Origin of the sequence: Dyella sp. EPa41 (assembly GCF_016586165.1) — a bacterium.
Classification (GTDB): domain Bacteria; phylum Pseudomonadota; class Gammaproteobacteria; order Xanthomonadales; family Rhodanobacteraceae; genus Dyella.
On the sequence record NZ_BCPR01000015.1, the window covers coordinates 35,282 to 52,574 of the forward strand.

Genomic DNA, 17,293 nt, shown 5'->3' on the forward strand with positions numbered 1-17,293 from the left:
GAGAACGTGGTGCCGGCCCCAACTGAGAATGAATTGATTGAAAAGATCCAACGGGCCGCGGTGGATTTGGCAGGGAAAATTGGAGTCCCGGCCTACCGTGCTGTGCCTCCCTTGGAGCCTACGGAGAACGGAAGTCCGCATATAGAAATTCACGGCAATAAGTGCGCGTATGTAATTACGGAGCGTGGAAGTGAGATTGAGCGAAGGGAGACTGCCGACCTGGATAGGTTGCTCTATTGGATATTCGATGCGTTAACGTTTGACATGGCTGCCAGCTACGAACTTTCGCATCGAATATCAGGCGAAGACTCTCGACGGATAATGTTTTCCCATCAGTTGATGCTTCTGGAAAAACTTAGTCCGTCGTGGGCGCAGAGAAAAGGGGATGAAATTAACGCTTTGCTTTTGAAGTTTCCCTTCGTTGACCAGCCTGATTCTATGTAGCTGATGTCAAAATGCACTGGCCTCAAGCCCCAATCCAGCGTGACGCACACCGCCGAAGGGAAAACCCAGGTCACCACCGCCACCCGCGATGAAACCCTGCGCGGCACGGCCCTCAGCGGCACGAACGGCGTCGGTGTGGGAGCGGGGCGCGACGTCAACGCCACGGCCGCCACCCTCACGTCGACCCAGGGCGACCTCAGCGTCACCGCCGCGCGCGACATCAACCTGAGTGCAGGCTACGAGCAGCACGACCTCACGCATGACACGCAGAAGCACGACAGCGGGATGCTGTCGAGCACCACCACGCGCACGCACGACAGCGTCAGCGACACCTACGCCGTTGGCACCACGCTCAGTGGCGATAACGTGGCGCTGGGTGCGGGCCGCAACCTCACCGCTCAGGCCGCCCAGATCGTGGCCGATCACGACATCGTCATGGCCGCAGGCAACAACCTCACGTTGAGCACGGCCAACGACGTGCATACGGAAGAGCACAGCATCAGTAAGACCAAGAGCGGCGTGATGGGCGCGGGTGTGGGTGTGATGATCGGCACGGCCAAGCAGAGCCAAGACACCACGATCACCCAGACCACGCCCGAGGGCACCCTGGTCGGAAGCATCAGTGGCAGCGTGACGATGAGTGCTGGCAACACCGTCCACCTCACCAACGCCACCGTGCTCAGCGACACCGGAACGGCCATCGTCGGCAAGAACGTCACCATCGATGCGGCTTTGGGTACCACGGACACCACGCAGACCTACAAACAAAGCAGCAGCGGCCTCACCGTCAGCTTGGGCGGTGCGGCCGTGACGGCGGCGCAAGGCGCTTACGCTGCCGTCCATCGCGCCAGCGAAGTCAAGGACGATCGCCTCAAAGCCCTCTACGCCGCCCAGGCCGCCTACGGCGTCAGCGATGCCATCGGCGCCGCCCAAGGTGGCGTCAGTCAAAGCGGGACCGACGGCGGCATCAATCTGCAGGTGGGGATCGGTGGCAGCAGTGCCAGCAGCAAGACCGTGACCCACGACGAAACCGCCTACGGCAGCACCGTCCACAGCAACGGCAATGTCGTCATCGCCGCCACCGGCGGTGACCTCAACGTCATCGGCAGCCAGATCAGCGGCGACAACGTCGGCCTCATGGCCGCCAACAAGATCAACCTGCTTAGCCAGGCGGAAGATCACACCCTCAAGAACACCAACAAGAATGCCAGTGGCGGTGTCGGTGTGCAGATCGGCACGGACGGTGTCGGCTTGTACGCCCAGGCCTCGGTGGGCAAAGGCAGCGCGCACGGCGACGGCACCACCCATGCCACCACCAGCGTCGACGCCAAGAACATCCTGACGTTGGTGAGCGGTGGCGACACCACCATCCAGGGCGCGCAAGCCAAGGGCAACACCGTGCTCGCTGACATCGGCGGTAACCTCAATATCCGCAGCGAGCAAGACACCGACGACTACGCCAGCAAACAACAGCAAGTCAGCGGCAAAGTCGTCGTAGGCGTGGGCGCCAGTGGCAGCGGCAGTTACAACCAGAGCAAGGTCGACAGCCACTACGCCGGCGTCACCACCGTCAGTGGTATCGGTGCCGGCGACGGTGGTTACCACATCCACGTCAACGGCAACACGGACCTCAAGGGCGGTGTGATTGCCAGCGCGGCCGACGCCAGTAAGAACCTGCTCGACACGGGTACCTTGACCTACAGCAACATCGAGAACGGTGCCCATTACAGTGCCAGTAGCATCAGTGTCGGTGGCGGCAGCGGCTCCCATGGCAACGTCGCTGCCTTCGGTCCGAGCGGTCTGTCAGGCGGCATCGGTATTCCGCAAAGCGACAGCAGTCACAGCACGACAAAGGCGGCTATTGCCCAAGGCACCATCACCGTGCGCAATGGCAGTACTGACCTCAGTGGGCTGGATCGCAACCCCGACATCAACGCGCAAGGCCTCAAGCCGATCTTCGATGCGCAGAAGGTGCAAGAGCAGCAGGAAATGGGTCAGGTGGCCGGCTACGTCGGCATGCGCACGGCGGGCAGTATCGCAAGCTATATGGCCAATAACGCCACCACGCCAGAAGAGCAGAAATCATGGCAGGACGGCGGCGCCAACAAGATCATCCTGCACGGCCTGGTCGGTGCGGGCACGGCGGCGCTGAGCAATGGTGACGTGGTGGGCGGTGCAATGGGTGCGGCTGCCGGCGAAGCCGCGAGCGGGGCCATGCTGGACTACTTGCGCCAACAAGGTGTGGACCCGTACTCCGCCGAAGGCCGAAGCCTGATGAACCTAGCGAGTGCCGCCATCGGCGGAGCCGCTGGTGGCGGCGCAGGCGCGGCAACGGCGTTGCAGGGGGAGCAGTTCAATCGGCAGCTGCACCAGACTGAAATCGACTGGATCAAAAGTAACGCCAAGGACTTCGCCAGCCAGCAATGCGGTTGCGAACCTAGCGCGCAACAGATCGACGCAGCGACCACGCAGTTGTCCCAGCAAGCTGCACGGCAAACCGACGTACTATGGTCTGCATCCTTGCCCGGCGACGATGGCGTTGCTCGCCAATTTCTCGCTGGTGCCCAAGCCACCTTCACCAACACACTGGGCAATGCCCAGAAAGTGTTCACGGTGGAAGGCAACCAGTTCCTGCAACCCATGATGTATCTGCCTGATGCGAACGCCAACAGAGGCTTCTACCAACAGTACGTGCAGCCGGGCACGGGCAACGCCAACCTGGGCTTGCAGGTGATGCTGGCGCAAGCAGGCGTCAATGCCTACCTCAGCCCAGGAGAGACCGTCTGGAATACCGCGGTGGGTGCGGTCACCGGCATCGGCAACGCGATCTTTCACCCGGTGGACACCTTCAATGGCGCCGGGCAAGACCTCGGCAACAACGCGGCCTATGCCCTCAACCCCGGTTTGGTGAACGACCAGTTAAGGGCCGTGTACGGGCAGGATGTGAGTAGTGCCGCTGCGACCTTGGCGACGCTCAACACATCATTGACCTTGATGGGCGCCACTGGCGCAGGTAAAGGGGCTGCTGCGGCGATTGAGGGGGTCGCCAAATCCGCCGCGGTGGATGCCATCACGGCGGCGGTGCGCGCCGGTTGGAAGGGCGATGCGGCGGGGTTGGAGCAGTTCACCCAAAACATTGTCGGTAACGTGGGCTCGGTCAATCGTTTCCTGAGCGCGGATGCAGTCAATGCGGCGATGGACACCTACAACTGGTCACCCGCGTGGCAATCAGGAACGATGGTGGCCGATGCAACGCTCAAGCCGGGAACGGTGGTGAATATGGTGGTGGACGCGGATACTTATGAACGCGTAAAGGCAGGCAACTTTGATCGCGCATTCGGTGGTTGGGCGACATTCGATGAGGTGCCCAATCAGGCATATGCCCGCAATCAATTGGCCATCACGTCAGATATGAAGAAGGATGCGAGCTACATCATTCAGGTGGAGGTTACGCAGCCTATCAACGCGCAGATCGGCATTGTCGGCGAGCAGCCGGGCGCTAGTGGTGGAGGCAACCAACTGCACTTCAATTTACCGCCTGAACAGAGGGTCGACACTTTCCGCTATGTACCTAACAGTGGGAGGTCGTTGTAATGAACAAAGTCGAGCTTCCAACGTTACGCAATGCGCTCGGTGAGGCTGTAGCTAGAAATCAGCTTATTAATTGGAAGCCCGCCGATGGTTCGGGGCGTCCATTTCTTCCTGTCGAAATATCTTGGATTGTGAATGGGCGGCGGCTGAGCTTACCCATGCGAAAGGGGTTGCTCATAAATGTATTGCCTGATGCTTCGGGTTTCATTTGCTTTGAGGACGATCGTGATACTGACAACTGCTACGTCCTTGACGCCTACGGCAAAGAACGCTACCGCCTGCGCGTACCGTGGGAGCTGACGCCCTATGACGTACCGCCCGGCGCCAAGATGTGGTTCCGCAACGTAGGAACGCACATGGACGGCCAATACGGCGTCACCGCCTGGATCGAATACGCAGGTGACTTCTACTTCGAGTTGGACTACCACGAGGGGCGTTTTCTTTGGGGGAAGGAAATCCGATTCTGACGTCATTCAGGTCGATGTCACGAAACCCATCAATGCGCAAATTGGCATTGTCGGCGAACAACCAGGCGCTGCGGGTGGCGGTAATCAGTTGCACTTCAATCTTCCGCCCGAGCAGAGAGTTGAGACATTCAAGTATATCGGCGGATCGGAGCTCCACTAATGGTTGCGAAAATTTCAAATTTTACGCTGCACAATGCTCGTGGCGAGTCCGTATTGTCCTCTAAGCTGATTAGATGGGCCCTTAAGGCTCAGAGGCCGTTCAATGTTGCATCGTATAGCTGGACCGTTGACGATAAATTGCTTTCTCACATAAGAGATTCTTTTTGGGAGGAACTGCCTGATTCCAGTGGTTTCATATGCTTTGAGTCAAACTTTAAATCCGACAATTGCTACGTACTCGACGCCTACGGCAAAGAGCGCTATCGACTACGCGTGCCGTGGGAGCTGACGCCCTATGACATACCAGCCGGCGCCAAGATGTGGTTCCGCAATGTAGGAGCGCACATGGACGGCCAATACGGCGTCACCGCCTGGATCGAATACGCTGGTGACTTCTACTTCGAGTTGGACTACCACGAAGGGCGCTTTCTTTGGGGGAAGGAAATCCGATTCTGACGTCTTGCCTTGAGTAGTTCAGATCCGTGGTGTCGTGATGTGCAGAAACAGCGGGAAAGCAGACATTCGCCTTGGGTCATGGGGAACCTTCGATGACGTGTCAAATCAGGCCTATGTTCGCAACGAACTGGCGATTACTTCAGACATGAAGCCGAATGTCGGATACGTCACCCAGTTGGAGGCGGTCCGACATGTGAACGCGCAGATAGGCATCGTTGGCGAGCAGCCGGGCGCTAGTGGTGGAGGCAACCAACTGCACTTCAATTTACCGCCTGAACAGAGGGTCGACACTTTCCGCTATGTACCTAACAGTGGGAGGTCGTTGTAATGAACAAAGTCGAGCTTCCAACGTTACGCAATGCGCTCGGTGAGGCTGTAGCTAGAAATCAGCTTATTAATTGGAAGCCCGCCGATGGTTCGGGGCGTCCATTTCTTCCTGTCGAAATATCTTGGATTGTGAATGGGCGGCGGCTGAGCTTACCCATGCGAAAGGGGTTGCTCATAAATGTATTGCCTGATGCTTCGGGTTTCATTTGCTTTGAGGACGATCGTGATACTGACAACTGCTACGTCCTTGACGCCTACGGGAAAGAGCGCTATCGCCTGCGCGTACCGTGGGAGCTGACGCCCTATGACGTACCGCCCGGCGCCAAGATGTGGTTCCTCAATGTAGGAACACACATGGACGGCCAATACGGCGTCACCGCCTGAATCGAATACGCGGGTGACTTCTATTTCGAGTTGGACTACCACGAGGGGCGTTTTCTTTGGGGGAAGGAAATCCGATTCTGACGCCTTGCCATGAGCAGTTCAGACCCGTGGTGTCGTGGTGTGCAGAAACAGCGGTAAAACAGACATTCGCCGTGGGGGTGGGCAACCTTCGATAGGAGATGGGGCAGGTCGCCGGCTACGGGGGCATGCGCACGGCGGGCAGTATCGCAAGCTATATGGCCAATAACGCCACCACTGAAGCCGAACAGAAATCATGGGAAGACGGTGGCGCCAACAAAGCCATCCTGCATGGGCTGGTGGGTGCTGGAAAGTTGGTGTCGGGCAGTAGTGGTCGCGAAGGCGCTGATTCCAAAGGATCAGGGTTATGAAATGGGCTATTGCGTCGGATGCTCAGCTAGCTCGCTATTTTGAGCGAGAAAACATTTGGTCAAAAAAATGGGCGCTTGTTGCGGGAGAGCGCGCCACTGTGATCGATGGCAGAGGAGAGGAGTTGAACCTTCCTGTATGGATTGCCACCTTCAATGGAGAGCGCAAATGGTTTGCAGCAGACGAGGTTTCCAATAGCGTTTGGGTCTTTGCTTTGCCGGTTATGGCAAACATGGATGTTAATGAATCGTGACCAATGGAAATGAATTTGATCAAGGAGACACTCGCGCGTGGATCGCTGACCGCGTTCGGAAGCGCAAGCAGGCCGACAAAGCGCATCGCTTCACGACGGCCTTGATCGGCGCCCATGGTTACACGGCCAGCAGCTGGGGGTCCGCACGAGTGGTGACACGATCAACACCGGCACCATGAAAGCGAACGCCATTGGCATCCAGGCCGGCGGCAGCGTTGTGAACGCCCCACGGGTCAACGGCCTCACGTCGACGGGCGGCGTCATCGCCGCCGGCACCGGCGGTCTGGCCATCGTGGCCGACGGCAACATCATCCACAACGGCGCCATCACTAGCCAGAGTGACGGCCTGCTCAACGCCAAGCGCGACATCGTCGCCACGGCCAGCACCATCGACATCGCCGGTAACGGTGCGCTGATCGCCGACCGCGACATCACCTTCAACGCCATCGGCAAGACCACCATCACCCGTGCGCGGCTTCTTTGGATAAGTACCGCATGTCTTTCAGGTTTATCTGATGCCACTTCGTGAGGCCGAGAAGATATGTTGCCGGTCGCCACCTCCGAAGGTTTGTATCGGCATCGGGCGGCGGCAGGGAAGTTCTAGGTGCGTCCATTTCGAAGCCGGACGTCTGTGTTCCGAGAGATTTTCTCTTTCCGCGTTTCGCTCTATTACCTGAGGATCACGTCGATGAAGATGGTTGTTGCGTTTTTGATCGCGGTGCTGTTGGGTGGATGCATCACTCAGCACGGCAGCTACAGGTTATCGGTAGTGGATGCCAATGGCAGAGACTTGGCTCCCGGCATTTCCATGACTGCAGAAGGGTCACATATATATTCAGTCAGAAACGCCATGTGTTCTGCACATCCCGGTGCCACAGTTCTCATTGCAGATATCCAGACAGGGCAAGCGTTGACTAGCGAAAGTCCGTATCAGTGCCGTAAGTGATGATCCTCGCTGTTCAATAGGTTGATGGTCGATAGGTGCGTGGCTGCTGCTGCGATAAGGATGTTTTAGCGAAATTTCTTTGGCAGACCCGCGCCATCGTACAAGCGGCGGTGGCGGAGACCAGGCTGACCTGTCGCGGCCGGCATTGCCGCCTGTATGGTCGCTGCGCCGTCGTGAGCGACGGCATGTTCATTGCAACAAGTGTGACCTTCACCGCCGGCGCTAACAGCGATTTTGCTTAGCCCACGGAAAAGCAGGTGTGTCCCAGATGCCCAAAGTTAGCTTGCCCTGACATTGGGCACCGTTTTCTACTCAATGCCGGCCCCGATCAGACTTCCGCATCATCCTCACTGCTTTCTTCCAGCGCAGGCGCTTCGCCCAGCAACTGCTGCGCCTCGTCTCCGGGCAGTGTCTCCACGCCGCGGAGTTTGCGTTCGATCGCGCGTGTGCGAACGCTGGCCTGGTCGATGACGTTGCTGGCTTCGTTGAGCTTCTTGCGGGTCTTTTCCAGCACGGTGCCGAACTTGCCGAACTCGGTCTTCACCGCGCCCAGCAGCGTCCACACTTCGCTGCTGCGCTTGGCGATGGCGAGTGTGCGGAAGCCCATCTGCAGGCTGTTCAACAGTGCCGTGAGCGTGGTGGGGCCGGCCACGGTGACGTGGTGGTCGCGTTGCAGGGTTTCGAACAGGCCGGGGCGGCGGATGACCTCGGCGTACAGGCCTTCGGTGGGCAGGAACAGCACGGCGAAGTCGGTGGTGTGCGGCGGCGCCACGTACTTGCTGCGGATGCGCTTGGCCTCTTCGCGTACGCGCAGTTCCAGCGCGCGGCCGGCGAGGGCGGCGGCTTCGGCGTCCGCCAATTCCTGCGCGTCGAGCAGGCGCTGGTAGTCCTCCACCGGGAATTTCGCGTCGATGGGCAGGTAGAGCTGTGCGCCATCGCTCGCGCCGGGCATGCGTACGGCGAACTCCACGCGGTCGTTGCTGCCGGGAATGGTGATGACGTTGGAATCGTATTGCTCGGTGGTGAGCAGTTGTTCCAGCAATGCGCCGAGCTGTACTTCGCCAAGGATGCCGCGCGTCTTCACGTTGGTCAGCACGCGCTTGAGGTCGCCCACGCCGGTGGCGAGGCTCTGCATTTCGCCGAGGCCGCGCTGCACCTGCTCCAGTCGTTCGGACACCAGCGCGAACGACTGGCCCAGGCGCGTTTCCAGCGTGGTCTGCAGCTTTTCGTCCACGGTGGCGCGCATCTGTTCCAGCTTCGCGGCGTTGTCGTCCTGGATCGCCTTGAGCTTGGTTTCCAGCGTGGCGCGCACTTCGTTGAGGCGCTTTTCGTTGTCGGCGGTGAGCGCGGCAAGGCGCTGCTGCTGCTGTTCGCCGAAACGGTTGAGGGCGAGAGTGAGTTCCTCGCGGCTGTGGCGCGCATCCTCGGTCAGGCGCTGGGCCAGCGCCTGCAGGCCGGCGTCGGTGCGCTCGGTGAGCACGTCCAGGCGCTGGCCGAACTGGCCGATGCGCTCGTGCTGCTGGGCGCTCATGCCGCCCAACTGCTCCTGCACCAGCGAGCGGAACTGCCCCAGCGTCTGGCTCATCTCGCCGCGACCGGCGCGCTGCTCCTGCGCCAGCGCTTCGCGCAGGTGGCGATTGTCGTCCTTCAGCGCGTCCAGTCGCGCCGTCAGGCTGCCGTCGTCGCGATGGCGCTGCAGGTTCATCACCTGCAACACGATCAGCGCCAGCACGGCGACGACGAGGACGATCAACAGGATTTCAGTCACGGACATGGCGGCACCCGGCAGTACAGGGTGCCAAGTGTACGCGTTGTTGTCTCAGCGACCGGGATTGGGCTGAGCGGCGCCTGCATGGCTAGGTCGGGAAGGCACCCTTGTCGAAGGCCTTGCAATAGGCCTTCCAGTCGCGCTGCACCTGCTTCGTGCAGCGCTTGGCCAAGCCCAGCAAGGGGGCCTGCCAGCGGTGCTTTTCGCCGAAGGCGATCAACTGGTCGGCCGTGGCCGAGCCGTCGCGGCCGCTGCTGCGAAGCTGGGCCCACGCCACCAGCTTGCCCATGGTCTGCAGCACGCCTTCGAGGCGATCCAGGTTGCCGCGCCAGTCGGCCAGCGCGAGACGATCTTCGGTGGGCTGCAGGCCGCGCAATACGTACGACTTGCGTCCCATGGTGACCGCGCGGAAGAAGGCCGGGCTGATCGCCTGCATGCGCGCCTGCACCGCCACCACGCGCTCGGCGTCGGTGCGCCACTCGGGCTGGCGAAGTTCAAGATACGGCGCGAGGGAGGAGGGCCGAGCCTGCTTGAGGTCGAGCAGGTAGTTGCCGTCGGGCGAACCCTTGCCCTCGACCAGGATGGCGAAGCGGTCGACGCCGAGGCTGCCGGTGCCGGCGATGCGACGCGCCACGTCCAGCACGCGGTAGAAGCGGGGCTTGTCTTCGCGGGCGGCGATGCCGTCGATCAAGGCAGCCACCTTGTCGCGCTGCTTGTCGGTCACCGGCAAGGCGCGACGCCCGTCGATGCGCAGGCTGCGATGCTTGCCCTTGCGGATGGTGCGGCTGTCCAGGAACGGCGGGCGCAGGCGACCGCGCAAGCCGTCGAGCAGCTCGCCCACCATGCCGGTGGCCATGTCACGCTCCACCCAGCGCGCCTTGCCGGCCCGAAGTTCGCCCGCATAGGTGTCCAGGAAATCACGGCAGAGGTGGTCGGCCTGCGCCGGGCTCAGGTGCAGGCTGCCGGCGGCCATGTGCACGCTGGTCAGCAGGCGCACGAGTTCCCACGAGCTGGGCGCGAGCGCCGCTTCGTCGAAATCGTTGAGGTCGAAATAGACGAGGCGGTTGTCGCCCTTGTAGCTGCCCATGTTTTCCAGGTGCAGGTCGCCGCAGACCCACACCGGCGGCGCCTTGGCCAGCCATTTCGCCTCGGGAAGCTGCTCGTAGAAGAGGTGGCAGGTGCCGCGCAGGAACGTGAACGGATCGTGGCGCATGGCCACGTACTTGCGCTGCAGGCGCTCGGGATCGCGCTTGGCGTTGTAGTTGCGGATGGAATCGACGACATCGGTCATGTCACGCCCTCCACGCGGCTTGGCACTTACATCACGCGACAGAACACGGCCTTCAGGTAGCGCCCTTCCGGCACGTCGCTGCGGAACGGATGGTCGGCGCCGGCGCCGGCCACGTGCAGCACCTGGATCTCACGGCCCGCGTTGAGCGCCACGCGACGCAGCATCTCCAGGAAATCCGCCTCGCTGACCAGGCCCGTGCACGAGCAGGTCAGCAGCAGGCCGCCCGGCGGGATCACGTCGAGCGCGAGGCGATTCATCGCGAAGTATTTCTTCAGCGCGTCGAACACCTTGTTGCGGTCGCGGGTGAGCTTGGCCGGATCGAGGATCACCGCGTCGTACTGTTCGCCACGCTCCACCGCGTTGCGCAGCCAGTCGAAGATGTCGGCGGCTTCGAACACGGCCGGCACGTCGTTGGCCGCCGCGTTGGTGCGGGCGATGCCCAGGATGCCCGGATCCATGTCCACGCCGGTGGCCGACTGCGCGCCGGCCGCCAACGCATGCACGGCGAAACCGCCCGAATTGCAGCACAGGTCCAGCACGCGACGGCCCTTGGCGAGGCGGGCGAAGTGATGGCGATTCTCGCGCTGGTCGGCAAAAAAGCCGGTCTTGTGGCCATAACCCGGCGCCGCGTGGAAACGCAGGCCGTGCTCGTGCACTTCCACCGGTGCGGGCGCCTCGGGCGAACGGCAGTCGAAGGATTCCTGCTTCTGCACGTGGTTCTCGGCGAACCAGTACAGCCGCGCGCCGGGGAAATGACGCAGCAGCGCGGCGTGGATCGCCTCGCGGAAGCGCCACATGCCGGCGGCGAAGTATTCGATCACCAGGATGTCGGCATAGCGATCCACCACCAGGCCGGAGAGCCCGTCGCCTTCGCTGTGCACCACGCGCCAGGCATCGCTGACGCGGTCGAGCTGCAGCAGTTCCTGGCGCAGGCCGATGGCGCGGTCGATGCGCGCCGCGATCCATTCGGCATCGATGCTTTCGCTGGGATCGGCGGTGAGCAGGCGCAGCGCGATGCGCGCATGGCCGTTCCAGAAGCCACGCCCCACGAAACGCCCCTTGGCGTCCTCCACGTCGACCACGCTGCCGGGCGGCAGGCGGTTCTCGGGCTTGTGCACCTGGGCCGACCACACCCAGGGGTGGCCGGGAGCGCGGTCGGTCTTGAGGCGGATGACGGGGAGGGAAGCGGGGGTATTCATCCGCACATGATAGCCGGTGCGCGGAAGTGGCCGCTTTTCTTTACTCCCTCGCCCCTTTGGGGCACGCGGGAAGCGGCCATGGATGGCCGCGGCTTTGAGGAGCGAGGAGAGGGCCGGGGCGAGGGGCGGGTCTTGCCTCGCACTCCCACTCCTTTGGCGTTGGCCCTTTTGAGAGCTCGGGGCGACGCTATCGCAAGATTGCCCCCTCACCCCAACCCTCTCCCCGCTGGGGAGAGGGAGTGAAAGCAGTGGCTCAGCGCAGCCGCAGGGCCAGCCAGGACAACAAGGCCAGCAGGTTGATACCGATCCGCGACACCGCCGGTCCCGCCACCGCGAGCAGGAAGCCCTCGCTGCCGAAGTGCCAGTCCAGGCCCAGCCGCACCGGCAAGTGCAGCGTGGCGAACACGTTGACGAAGCCGCCGCAATGCAGGGCATAGCTGAAGATCGGCGTGGCGATCAACGGCAGCTGCAGCAGCTGCGCCCAGCTTGAGAACGTCACGCCGCGCTCGCTGTTTTCCAGCAGCAGCACGCCGGCCACCAGCACGAACGCGTAGAGGATCAGGCCGATCACCGCGACCAGCGAGTCGTGCGAACCGAACGGCAACAGCCGGCGCAGCATGTTGACCATGCCGAAGAAGCCACCGGCCACCTCGAGGATGCCGATCAGTCGGAACAGGAAATGGCGCACGTGCGTACTCGCCCAAAAGCCCGGAGCATAGCGGAAGGCGCGGCGGCCGAAAGGCGACACCGCGCAAGTATCGCCTTAGTCCTGTGCGGCCAGCACTTCCAGCGGCGTGGCGAAAACGTGGTTTCGCTTGCGTTCAAGGCGCACGCGGCCGAGCAGCAGGAGGGCGATCAGCGCCACGAGGTTGACGCCGGCCATGTGTCCGCTGCGACCGGAGTTGCCGAAGAACCAGTTGAAGCTGGCCCCCACGTTCGCCCACACGCCGGAGGTGGTGCCGACATAGACATCCAGCGCCGCGCCCGCGAACAGGTTGTAGACCAGCCATGGCGTCTGCACCACCGGCACCTGCAACAACAGCAGCCATCGGGTCCAGTGCAGGCCCAGGCGATGTCCACGCCATAGGCCGTAGGCGGCGACGCCGATGCCGGCATAGAGGATCGCCGCCAAGCCCGCGAACAGCCGCGCCAGGATGGACGGCTGCGCCGCCTGCATCAGGCAGACCACGATACCCGCCATGGCCCCCAAACCCAGGCCGATGCAAAGCGCACGCACAAGCCTGTGCGTCACCGGTAGCACGCTCATCTGGTTTTCCCCCCTGGTTCCCCGGCGCCTTTGATAGCAAGTCGTGGTTGCGCCGACAAGACGGGGGCCTACAAGTCGTCGGCGAGTTCGTGCAGGTCCGTGATGTGCTGCTCCCACCAGCGCGGTTCGGCCGCGAACGGGAAGGCGGCGGGAAAGGCGGGGTCATGCCAGCGGGCGGCGATCCAGCCGGCGTAATGCAGCTGGCGCATGGCGCGCAGCGCGGGCACCAGGGCCAGTTCGGTGAAGTCGAACTCGCGCATCTGCTGGTAGCCCTCGAGCAGGGCCTGCATGCCGGCCTCATCGTTGGCCAGCATCCACAGGTCCTGCACCGCCGGACCCATGCGGGCGTCGTCGAGGTCGACGAAATGCGGGCCATGGTCGGTCCACAGCACGTTGCCCGGATGGCAGTCGCCGTGCAGGCGCAACGCACGCACCGGGCCCACGGATTCAAGGCGCATGGCCACGGCCTGGTCCACCCGTTCGGCGGCCGCGCGGTAGGCGGCATGCAGTGACGGCGGCAACAGCGAAGAGGCGAGCACGGCCCGCATCGGCTGTTCGATCAGCGTGGCGCGGTCGACGCGCCCGCGGTGCTGGAACGGCTGCCGCGCGCCTACGCCATGGATGCGCGCAATCAGCCGTCCAAGCCATTCCAGCTGTTCGGTCGATTCCAGCGACGGCGCGCGTCCGCCGCGGCGCGGCGTGAGCGCATAGCGAAAGCCGGCGTGATGCAGCAGGGTGCGTCCGCCGAAGACCAGCGGTGCCACCATCGGGATATCGTCGGCGGCCAGTTCCTGCGCGAACGCGTGCTCCTCCAGGATGGCCGCATCGCTCCAGCGGTGCGGACGGTAGAACTTGGCGATGACCGGCGCGGCATCCTCGATGCCCACCTGCCATACGCGGTTTTCATAGCTGTTGAGCGCCAGCAGCCGTCCATCGGGCCACAGCCCGCAGGCGGTGACGGCATCCAGCACGCCATCCGGATCCAGCGCGTGATAGGGCGCGTCCAGGCTCAACGCGGCGCCACCACGCGCGAGGGAATCACCGCCATCGTGAGGCGCGAGATGCACACCAGTTCGCCGCCTTCGCCCTCGATGCGGATTTCCCACACCTGCGTGGTGCGGCCGATGTGGATGACGCGCGCCGTGCCGGTGACGGTGCCACTGCGCACGCCGCGCACGTGGTTCGCGTTGATGTCCAGGCCCACGGCCACCTCCTGCGCCGGGTCCAGCGTCAGCATGGCCGCGGTGCTGCCCAGCGTTTCGGCGAGCACGACCGAGGCGCCGCCGTGCAACAGGCCGTAGGGCTGGTGGGTACGGTGGTCCACCGGCATGGTGCCGCGCAGCCAGTCGTCGCCGACCTCCGTGATGCGGATGCCCAGCGTCTCCATCATGGTATTGGCGCTCCAGCCGTTGATGCGCTCGAGCGAAATGTCCTGTTTCCAGATGGCCATGAGGTGATTCTCCGGGGAAAAGCTTGTGAATGGGGGCGGGGACCCTCATTGTCGGCTGACTGCTGTCGCCGCGACAATGCGCCACGTGTTTACCGTCACCATCCAATCCACCGGTCGCCACTTCACTGCCGCGCCGGGCGAAACCGTGCTGGAAGCCGCGCAGCGGGCCGGCATCGCGTTGCCGTACTCGTGCCGGGCCGGCGTCTGCGGCAGCTGCAAGGCCACGTTGATCGAAGGCCATTGCGACTATCCACGCAACCCGCCGCTGGCCTTGAGCGGCACGGCGCCGTCGCAGCACGCGATCCTGCTGTGCCAGGCAGTGCCGCGCGACGACCTGGTGATCGAGGCGCGTGAAGTCACCTCGGTGGAAGACATCGCGCGCCGCCAGCTCGACGTGGCGGTATCGCGCAAGTGGATGCTGGCGCCCGACGTGTTCGGTCTGCACCTGCGTCCTGTATCGGAAGAAGTGCGCCTCAACTGGCTGCCCGGGCAGTACCTCGACGTGCTGCTGGACGAAGAGCGGCGTCGACCGTTCTCCATCGCCAATCATCCGCAGGCGGACGGCACCATCGAACTGCACGTGCGCCACGTGGCGGGCGGCGGCTTCACCTCGTGGGTGGCGGACACCTTGAAAGTGGGCGATACGCTGCGCATCGAGGGACCGCTGGGCACCTTCGTGCCGCGCGAGGACTCCGAGCGGCCGATGGTGTTCATGGCCGGGGGTACCGGCTTCGCGCCGGTGAAGGCCATCGTGGAGCATTTCCTCTCGCTGGGGACACGTCGTCCGATGCGCGTCTACTGGGGTGCGCGCAGCGCCGCGGACCTGTATCTGCGCGAACTGGCCGAGAGCTGGGCGGGCAAGGCACACGACCTCGCGTTCCACGCGGTGATCTCCGACCCGGATCAGGCGGCGAGCCACGGTGCGCGCGTCGGCCTGGTGCACGAGGCGGTGCTGGAAGACCAGCCCGACCTCGCGGGCCATGACGTCTACATGAGCGGCCCGCCGGCGATGATCGATGCCGGCCGCAGGCTTTTCATCGATGCGAACCTGCCGGAAGACCGGCTGTACTACGACTCGTTCGACTACGCGCCCGATGTGCTGGCGCAGATCCTGGGCAGTCGCGCGGGGATCGCCATCGAGACGTGAGTTACGGCTCTGTTGTGGGAGCGCACCCTGTGCGCGACAAACCTACGGAGCGGTGATCACCACACGCCGCGGTCGCGCACAGGGTGCGCTCCCACAGGTGGCGCGCGGACGATCAGTTCTTGCCCTTGGCCACCGGCAACTGCGCCTGCTGCCAGGCCAGCACGCCGCCGCCCAGCGTGAACACCTTGGAGAAACCCGCCTTCACCAGTCGCTGCGCGGCCTTGCCGGTGTTGCGGCCGTCCTTGTCGATCAGCACCACCGGGAGGTCCTTGGCCTTGGCCAGGTCCTTCTGCTCGGGATCGAACTGGCTCATCGCGACGTGGCGCGAACCCGGCACGTGCGCCTTCTCGAAATCGGCATAGGCGGACAGGTCCACCATCAGCGGGCTTTCGCGGTTGATCAGCAGGGTGAGGCCGGCCGGCGTCAGCTCCTTGTACTTGCGGAACAGCGTGAGGATTTCCATCACGATGATCGCCAGCAGCAGGACGAAAAACAGCGCCACCAGCGCGAGATGGTTGCCGATGAATTCGGGCAACTTGTGCATGACATCGTTCATGGAAAACTTCCGCAGGCGCGGCCGAAGGCCGCGCGGGGTCAATGGAACCGGGGATTATAGGGCAGGCGGGTAGCGGGGATGGGAGGCGGGCGTGCCCAGGCCCGCTCCTGCGGTCGTGTCAGCCGGACGAACCGGGGCCTGTCATGGGCTTGCCAGATGGCGCGGGAGCCCGGGTAGACGCACCCCCCGCCACCTTACTGCCGGCTGATATCCGGCAGGCCGCTGACCAGCCACCAGTGCTTGCCTTCTTCGTCGTAATGCCAGGTCTGATGGTCGGAGACGGTGCGCTCGGACTGGGTGTTCACATTGACCAGGTTGATCTGCACCACCTGGGTCACCTCGAGCTTGCCGTTGGGCGTGGGGCCCTTGCCCTCGTCGTAGCCGCTCACCTTGTACTGCTGGTAGCGGGCCATCTCCAGCGAGGACACCGGGTGCGCCTCGCGCATCTTCGGGTCGACGAACTGCTGCGCCGCGTTGAAATCGCCCCAGCGCACGGCGCTGGCATAGGCATTGAGCGTGGTGGTGAGCGCATCGCTGCGTTGCTGGGTGGCGCAGCCGGTGAGCGACAGTGTGGCGAGAACGGCGAGCGTGGTCAGAATGCGGCGCATGGCGGATCCCCCGGGTCAGGCCCTCATTCTGCCCAACCTCGCGGGGGTTTTCATACCGCGTCCGGCGAGCGTCGCTTCGCCACGAATCGCGCCTCCAGCGTGGCCGCCGGCTTGTCGCCGGTGCCCGGCACCCGGCAGGTCACTTCGACACGGGCGCGGCCACGCGCGGCCAGCGTGTCGAAAAAAGTCGACCAGTCCGCACTCTCGGCGAGGCGCGCCTCGCTCACGAAGTCGTTCCACACCGGCTCCAGGTAGCGCACGGTGGATTCGCCCACGAACACGTCGCAATCCAGATCGCGCATGCGCAGTTCCAGTTCCACCAGGCCCCAGCCGGTCAGCGTCATGGCGCTCACCAGGCTGCCGCCGAACGCGCAGCCCTTGTCGTTGACGTTGGGCGGCAGCGGCGCGGCGATCGACAGGTGTTGCTCGTCGCAGCCATCGAGGCTCAGGTCCATGCTCTGCGCGAGCGGGATTTCATCGCGCATGAAGGTCACCAGCTTGCGCGCCAGGGTATGTCGTTCGGTGATGCTCATCGGGGCCAGGTCGGGTCGGGGAATGCGTAGTTTACGCACCACATGGGAAGTGCGCCGGTA

Annotated in this window: 19 protein-coding genes; 9 read left to right on the forward strand and 10 right to left on the reverse strand. The window is 63.3% G+C overall.

Translation table 11 applies throughout. The features are described from left to right. Positions 1–483: 483 nt before the first annotated feature. The 8 genes from JMF82_RS07105 (at position 484) to JMF82_RS07140 (ending at position 7,414) form a co-directional block, all read left to right on the forward strand. Positions 484–4,038: a hemagglutinin repeat-containing protein gene (locus tag JMF82_RS07105; RefSeq protein ID WP_201313832.1), complete on the forward strand. Its 3,555-nt coding sequence runs from the start codon at positions 484–486 to the stop codon at positions 4,036–4,038. Beyond that, positions 4,038–4,502, forward strand: coding sequence for a hypothetical protein (locus tag JMF82_RS07110; protein WP_201313833.1), 465 nt, complete (start codon positions 4,038–4,040; stop codon positions 4,500–4,502). Before JMF82_RS07105 ends, JMF82_RS07110 begins: the two co-directional genes overlap by 1 nt. A gap of 159 nt (positions 4,503–4,661) precedes the next feature. Next, entirely contained in the window at positions 4,662–5,117 is a 456-nt protein-coding gene (locus tag JMF82_RS07115; RefSeq protein WP_201313834.1) for a hypothetical protein, read from the forward strand. Positions 5,118–5,444: 327 nt separating this feature from the next. Further along, complete coding sequence (locus JMF82_RS07120; RefSeq protein ID WP_201313835.1) at positions 5,445–5,828, forward strand: hypothetical protein; 384 nt, start codon at positions 5,445–5,447, stop codon at positions 5,826–5,828. A gap of 179 nt (positions 5,829–6,007) precedes the next feature. Next, a complete protein-coding gene (locus JMF82_RS07125) occupies positions 6,008–6,217 on the forward strand; it encodes a hypothetical protein (protein ID WP_201313836.1) in 210 nt (69 codons plus the stop codon). Further along, positions 6,214–6,468, forward strand: coding sequence for a hypothetical protein (locus JMF82_RS07130; RefSeq protein WP_201313837.1), 255 nt, complete (start codon positions 6,214–6,216; stop codon positions 6,466–6,468). The genes JMF82_RS07125 and JMF82_RS07130 overlap by 4 nt, the downstream gene beginning before the upstream one ends. 175 nt (positions 6,469–6,643) lie before the next feature. After that, positions 6,644–6,997, forward strand: coding sequence for a hypothetical protein (locus JMF82_RS07135; RefSeq protein ID WP_201313838.1), 354 nt, complete (start codon positions 6,644–6,646; stop codon positions 6,995–6,997). A 159-nt stretch (positions 6,998–7,156) separates the two neighbouring features. Continuing rightward, positions 7,157–7,414 (forward strand): hypothetical protein, encoded by a 258-nt coding sequence (locus JMF82_RS07140; protein ID WP_201313839.1) that lies wholly within the window; start codon positions 7,157–7,159, stop codon positions 7,412–7,414. 328 nt (positions 7,415–7,742) lie between these two features. Here JMF82_RS07140 and rmuC read toward each other — a convergent pair whose 3' ends face one another. From rmuC to JMF82_RS07175, 7 genes are all read right to left on the reverse strand, one after another. After that, a complete protein-coding gene (gene rmuC / locus JMF82_RS07145; RefSeq protein ID WP_201313840.1) occupies positions 7,743–9,188 on the reverse strand; it encodes a DNA recombination protein RmuC in 1,446 nt (481 codons plus the stop codon). A gap of 82 nt (positions 9,189–9,270) precedes the next feature. Further along, the gene (locus JMF82_RS07150) at positions 9,271–10,473 is read right to left on the reverse strand and encodes a DUF2252 domain-containing protein (RefSeq protein ID WP_201313841.1); all 1,203 of its coding nucleotides are present in this window, start codon (positions 10,471–10,473) and stop codon (positions 9,271–9,273) included. A gap of 26 nt (positions 10,474–10,499) precedes the next feature. After that, a complete protein-coding gene (locus JMF82_RS07155) occupies positions 10,500–11,672 on the reverse strand; it encodes a class I SAM-dependent rRNA methyltransferase (protein ID WP_201313842.1) in 1,173 nt (390 codons plus the stop codon). A gap of 253 nt (positions 11,673–11,925) precedes the next feature. Then, positions 11,926–12,360 carry a hypothetical protein gene (locus tag JMF82_RS07160; protein WP_201313843.1) on the reverse strand — a complete coding sequence of 145 codons (435 nt, stop codon included), beginning with the start codon at positions 12,358–12,360 and terminating at the stop codon, positions 11,926–11,928. A gap of 75 nt (positions 12,361–12,435) precedes the next feature. Then, entirely contained in the window at positions 12,436–12,939 is a 504-nt protein-coding gene (locus JMF82_RS07165; protein ID WP_201313844.1) for a hypothetical protein, read from the reverse strand. Between the two features lie 68 nt (positions 12,940–13,007). Beyond that, the gene (locus JMF82_RS07170; protein WP_201313865.1) at positions 13,008–13,952 is read right to left on the reverse strand and encodes a serine/threonine protein kinase; all 945 of its coding nucleotides are present in this window, start codon (positions 13,950–13,952) and stop codon (positions 13,008–13,010) included. After that, the gene (locus tag JMF82_RS07175; protein ID WP_201313845.1) at positions 13,949–14,389 is read right to left on the reverse strand and encodes a hotdog fold thioesterase; all 441 of its coding nucleotides are present in this window, start codon (positions 14,387–14,389) and stop codon (positions 13,949–13,951) included. Before JMF82_RS07175 ends, JMF82_RS07170 begins: the two co-directional genes overlap by 4 nt. A gap of 85 nt (positions 14,390–14,474) precedes the next feature. On the opposite strand from JMF82_RS07175, the gene JMF82_RS07180 reads away from it, so the two are divergent. After that, a complete protein-coding gene (locus JMF82_RS07180; RefSeq protein ID WP_201313846.1) occupies positions 14,475–15,536 on the forward strand; it encodes a 2Fe-2S iron-sulfur cluster-binding protein in 1,062 nt (353 codons plus the stop codon). A 112-nt stretch (positions 15,537–15,648) separates the two neighbouring features. Here the strand turns inward: JMF82_RS07180 and JMF82_RS07185 are convergent, their stop codons facing one another. From JMF82_RS07185 to JMF82_RS07195, 3 genes are all read right to left on the reverse strand, one after another. Next, positions 15,649–16,092, reverse strand: coding sequence for a rhodanese-like domain-containing protein (locus JMF82_RS07185; RefSeq protein ID WP_201313847.1), 444 nt, complete (start codon positions 16,090–16,092; stop codon positions 15,649–15,651). Positions 16,093–16,286: 194 nt separating this feature from the next. Further along, positions 16,287–16,700 (reverse strand): hypothetical protein, encoded by a 414-nt coding sequence (locus tag JMF82_RS07190; RefSeq protein ID WP_201313848.1) that lies wholly within the window; start codon positions 16,698–16,700, stop codon positions 16,287–16,289. Between the two features lie 50 nt (positions 16,701–16,750). Then, positions 16,751–17,233, reverse strand: coding sequence for a YiiD C-terminal domain-containing protein (locus tag JMF82_RS07195; protein WP_201313866.1), 483 nt, complete (start codon positions 17,231–17,233; stop codon positions 16,751–16,753). Positions 17,234–17,293 lie beyond the last annotated feature (60 nt).

Excerpts from the sequence above, each read along its gene's own strand:
- JMF82_RS07115 (WP_201313834.1), top strand. The coding sequence starts at position 4,662 with ATGGTTGCGAAAATTTCAAATTTTACGCTGCACAATGCTCGTGGCGAG.
- JMF82_RS07155 (WP_201313842.1), bottom strand. The coding sequence starts at position 11,672 with ATGAATACCCCCGCTTCCCTCCCCGTCATCCGCCTCAAGACCGACCGC.
- JMF82_RS07120 (WP_201313835.1), top strand. The coding sequence starts at position 5,445 with ATGAACAAAGTCGAGCTTCCAACGTTACGCAATGCGCTCGGTGAGGCT.
- JMF82_RS07130 (WP_201313837.1), top strand. The coding sequence starts at position 6,214 with ATGAAATGGGCTATTGCGTCGGATGCTCAGCTAGCTCGCTATTTTGAG.
- rmuC (WP_201313840.1), bottom strand. The coding sequence starts at position 9,188 with ATGTCCGTGACTGAAATCCTGTTGATCGTCCTCGTCGTCGCCGTGCTG.
- JMF82_RS07195 (WP_201313866.1), bottom strand. The coding sequence starts at position 17,233 with ATGAGCATCACCGAACGACATACCCTGGCGCGCAAGCTGGTGACCTTC.
- JMF82_RS07175 (WP_201313845.1), bottom strand. The coding sequence starts at position 14,389 with ATGGCCATCTGGAAACAGGACATTTCGCTCGAGCGCATCAACGGCTGG.
- JMF82_RS07140 (WP_201313839.1), top strand. The coding sequence starts at position 7,157 with ATGAAGATGGTTGTTGCGTTTTTGATCGCGGTGCTGTTGGGTGGATGC.
- JMF82_RS07110 (WP_201313833.1), top strand. The coding sequence starts at position 4,038 with ATGAACAAAGTCGAGCTTCCAACGTTACGCAATGCGCTCGGTGAGGCT.
- JMF82_RS07135 (WP_201313838.1), top strand. The coding sequence starts at position 6,644 with ATGAAAGCGAACGCCATTGGCATCCAGGCCGGCGGCAGCGTTGTGAAC.
- JMF82_RS07165 (WP_201313844.1), bottom strand. The coding sequence starts at position 12,939 with ATGAGCGTGCTACCGGTGACGCACAGGCTTGTGCGTGCGCTTTGCATC.
- JMF82_RS07185 (WP_201313847.1), bottom strand. The coding sequence starts at position 16,092 with ATGAACGATGTCATGCACAAGTTGCCCGAATTCATCGGCAACCATCTC.
- JMF82_RS07190 (WP_201313848.1), bottom strand. The coding sequence starts at position 16,700 with ATGCGCCGCATTCTGACCACGCTCGCCGTTCTCGCCACACTGTCGCTC.
- JMF82_RS07150 (WP_201313841.1), bottom strand. The coding sequence starts at position 10,473 with ATGACCGATGTCGTCGATTCCATCCGCAACTACAACGCCAAGCGCGAT.
- JMF82_RS07125 (WP_201313836.1), top strand. The coding sequence starts at position 6,008 with ATGGGGCAGGTCGCCGGCTACGGGGGCATGCGCACGGCGGGCAGTATC.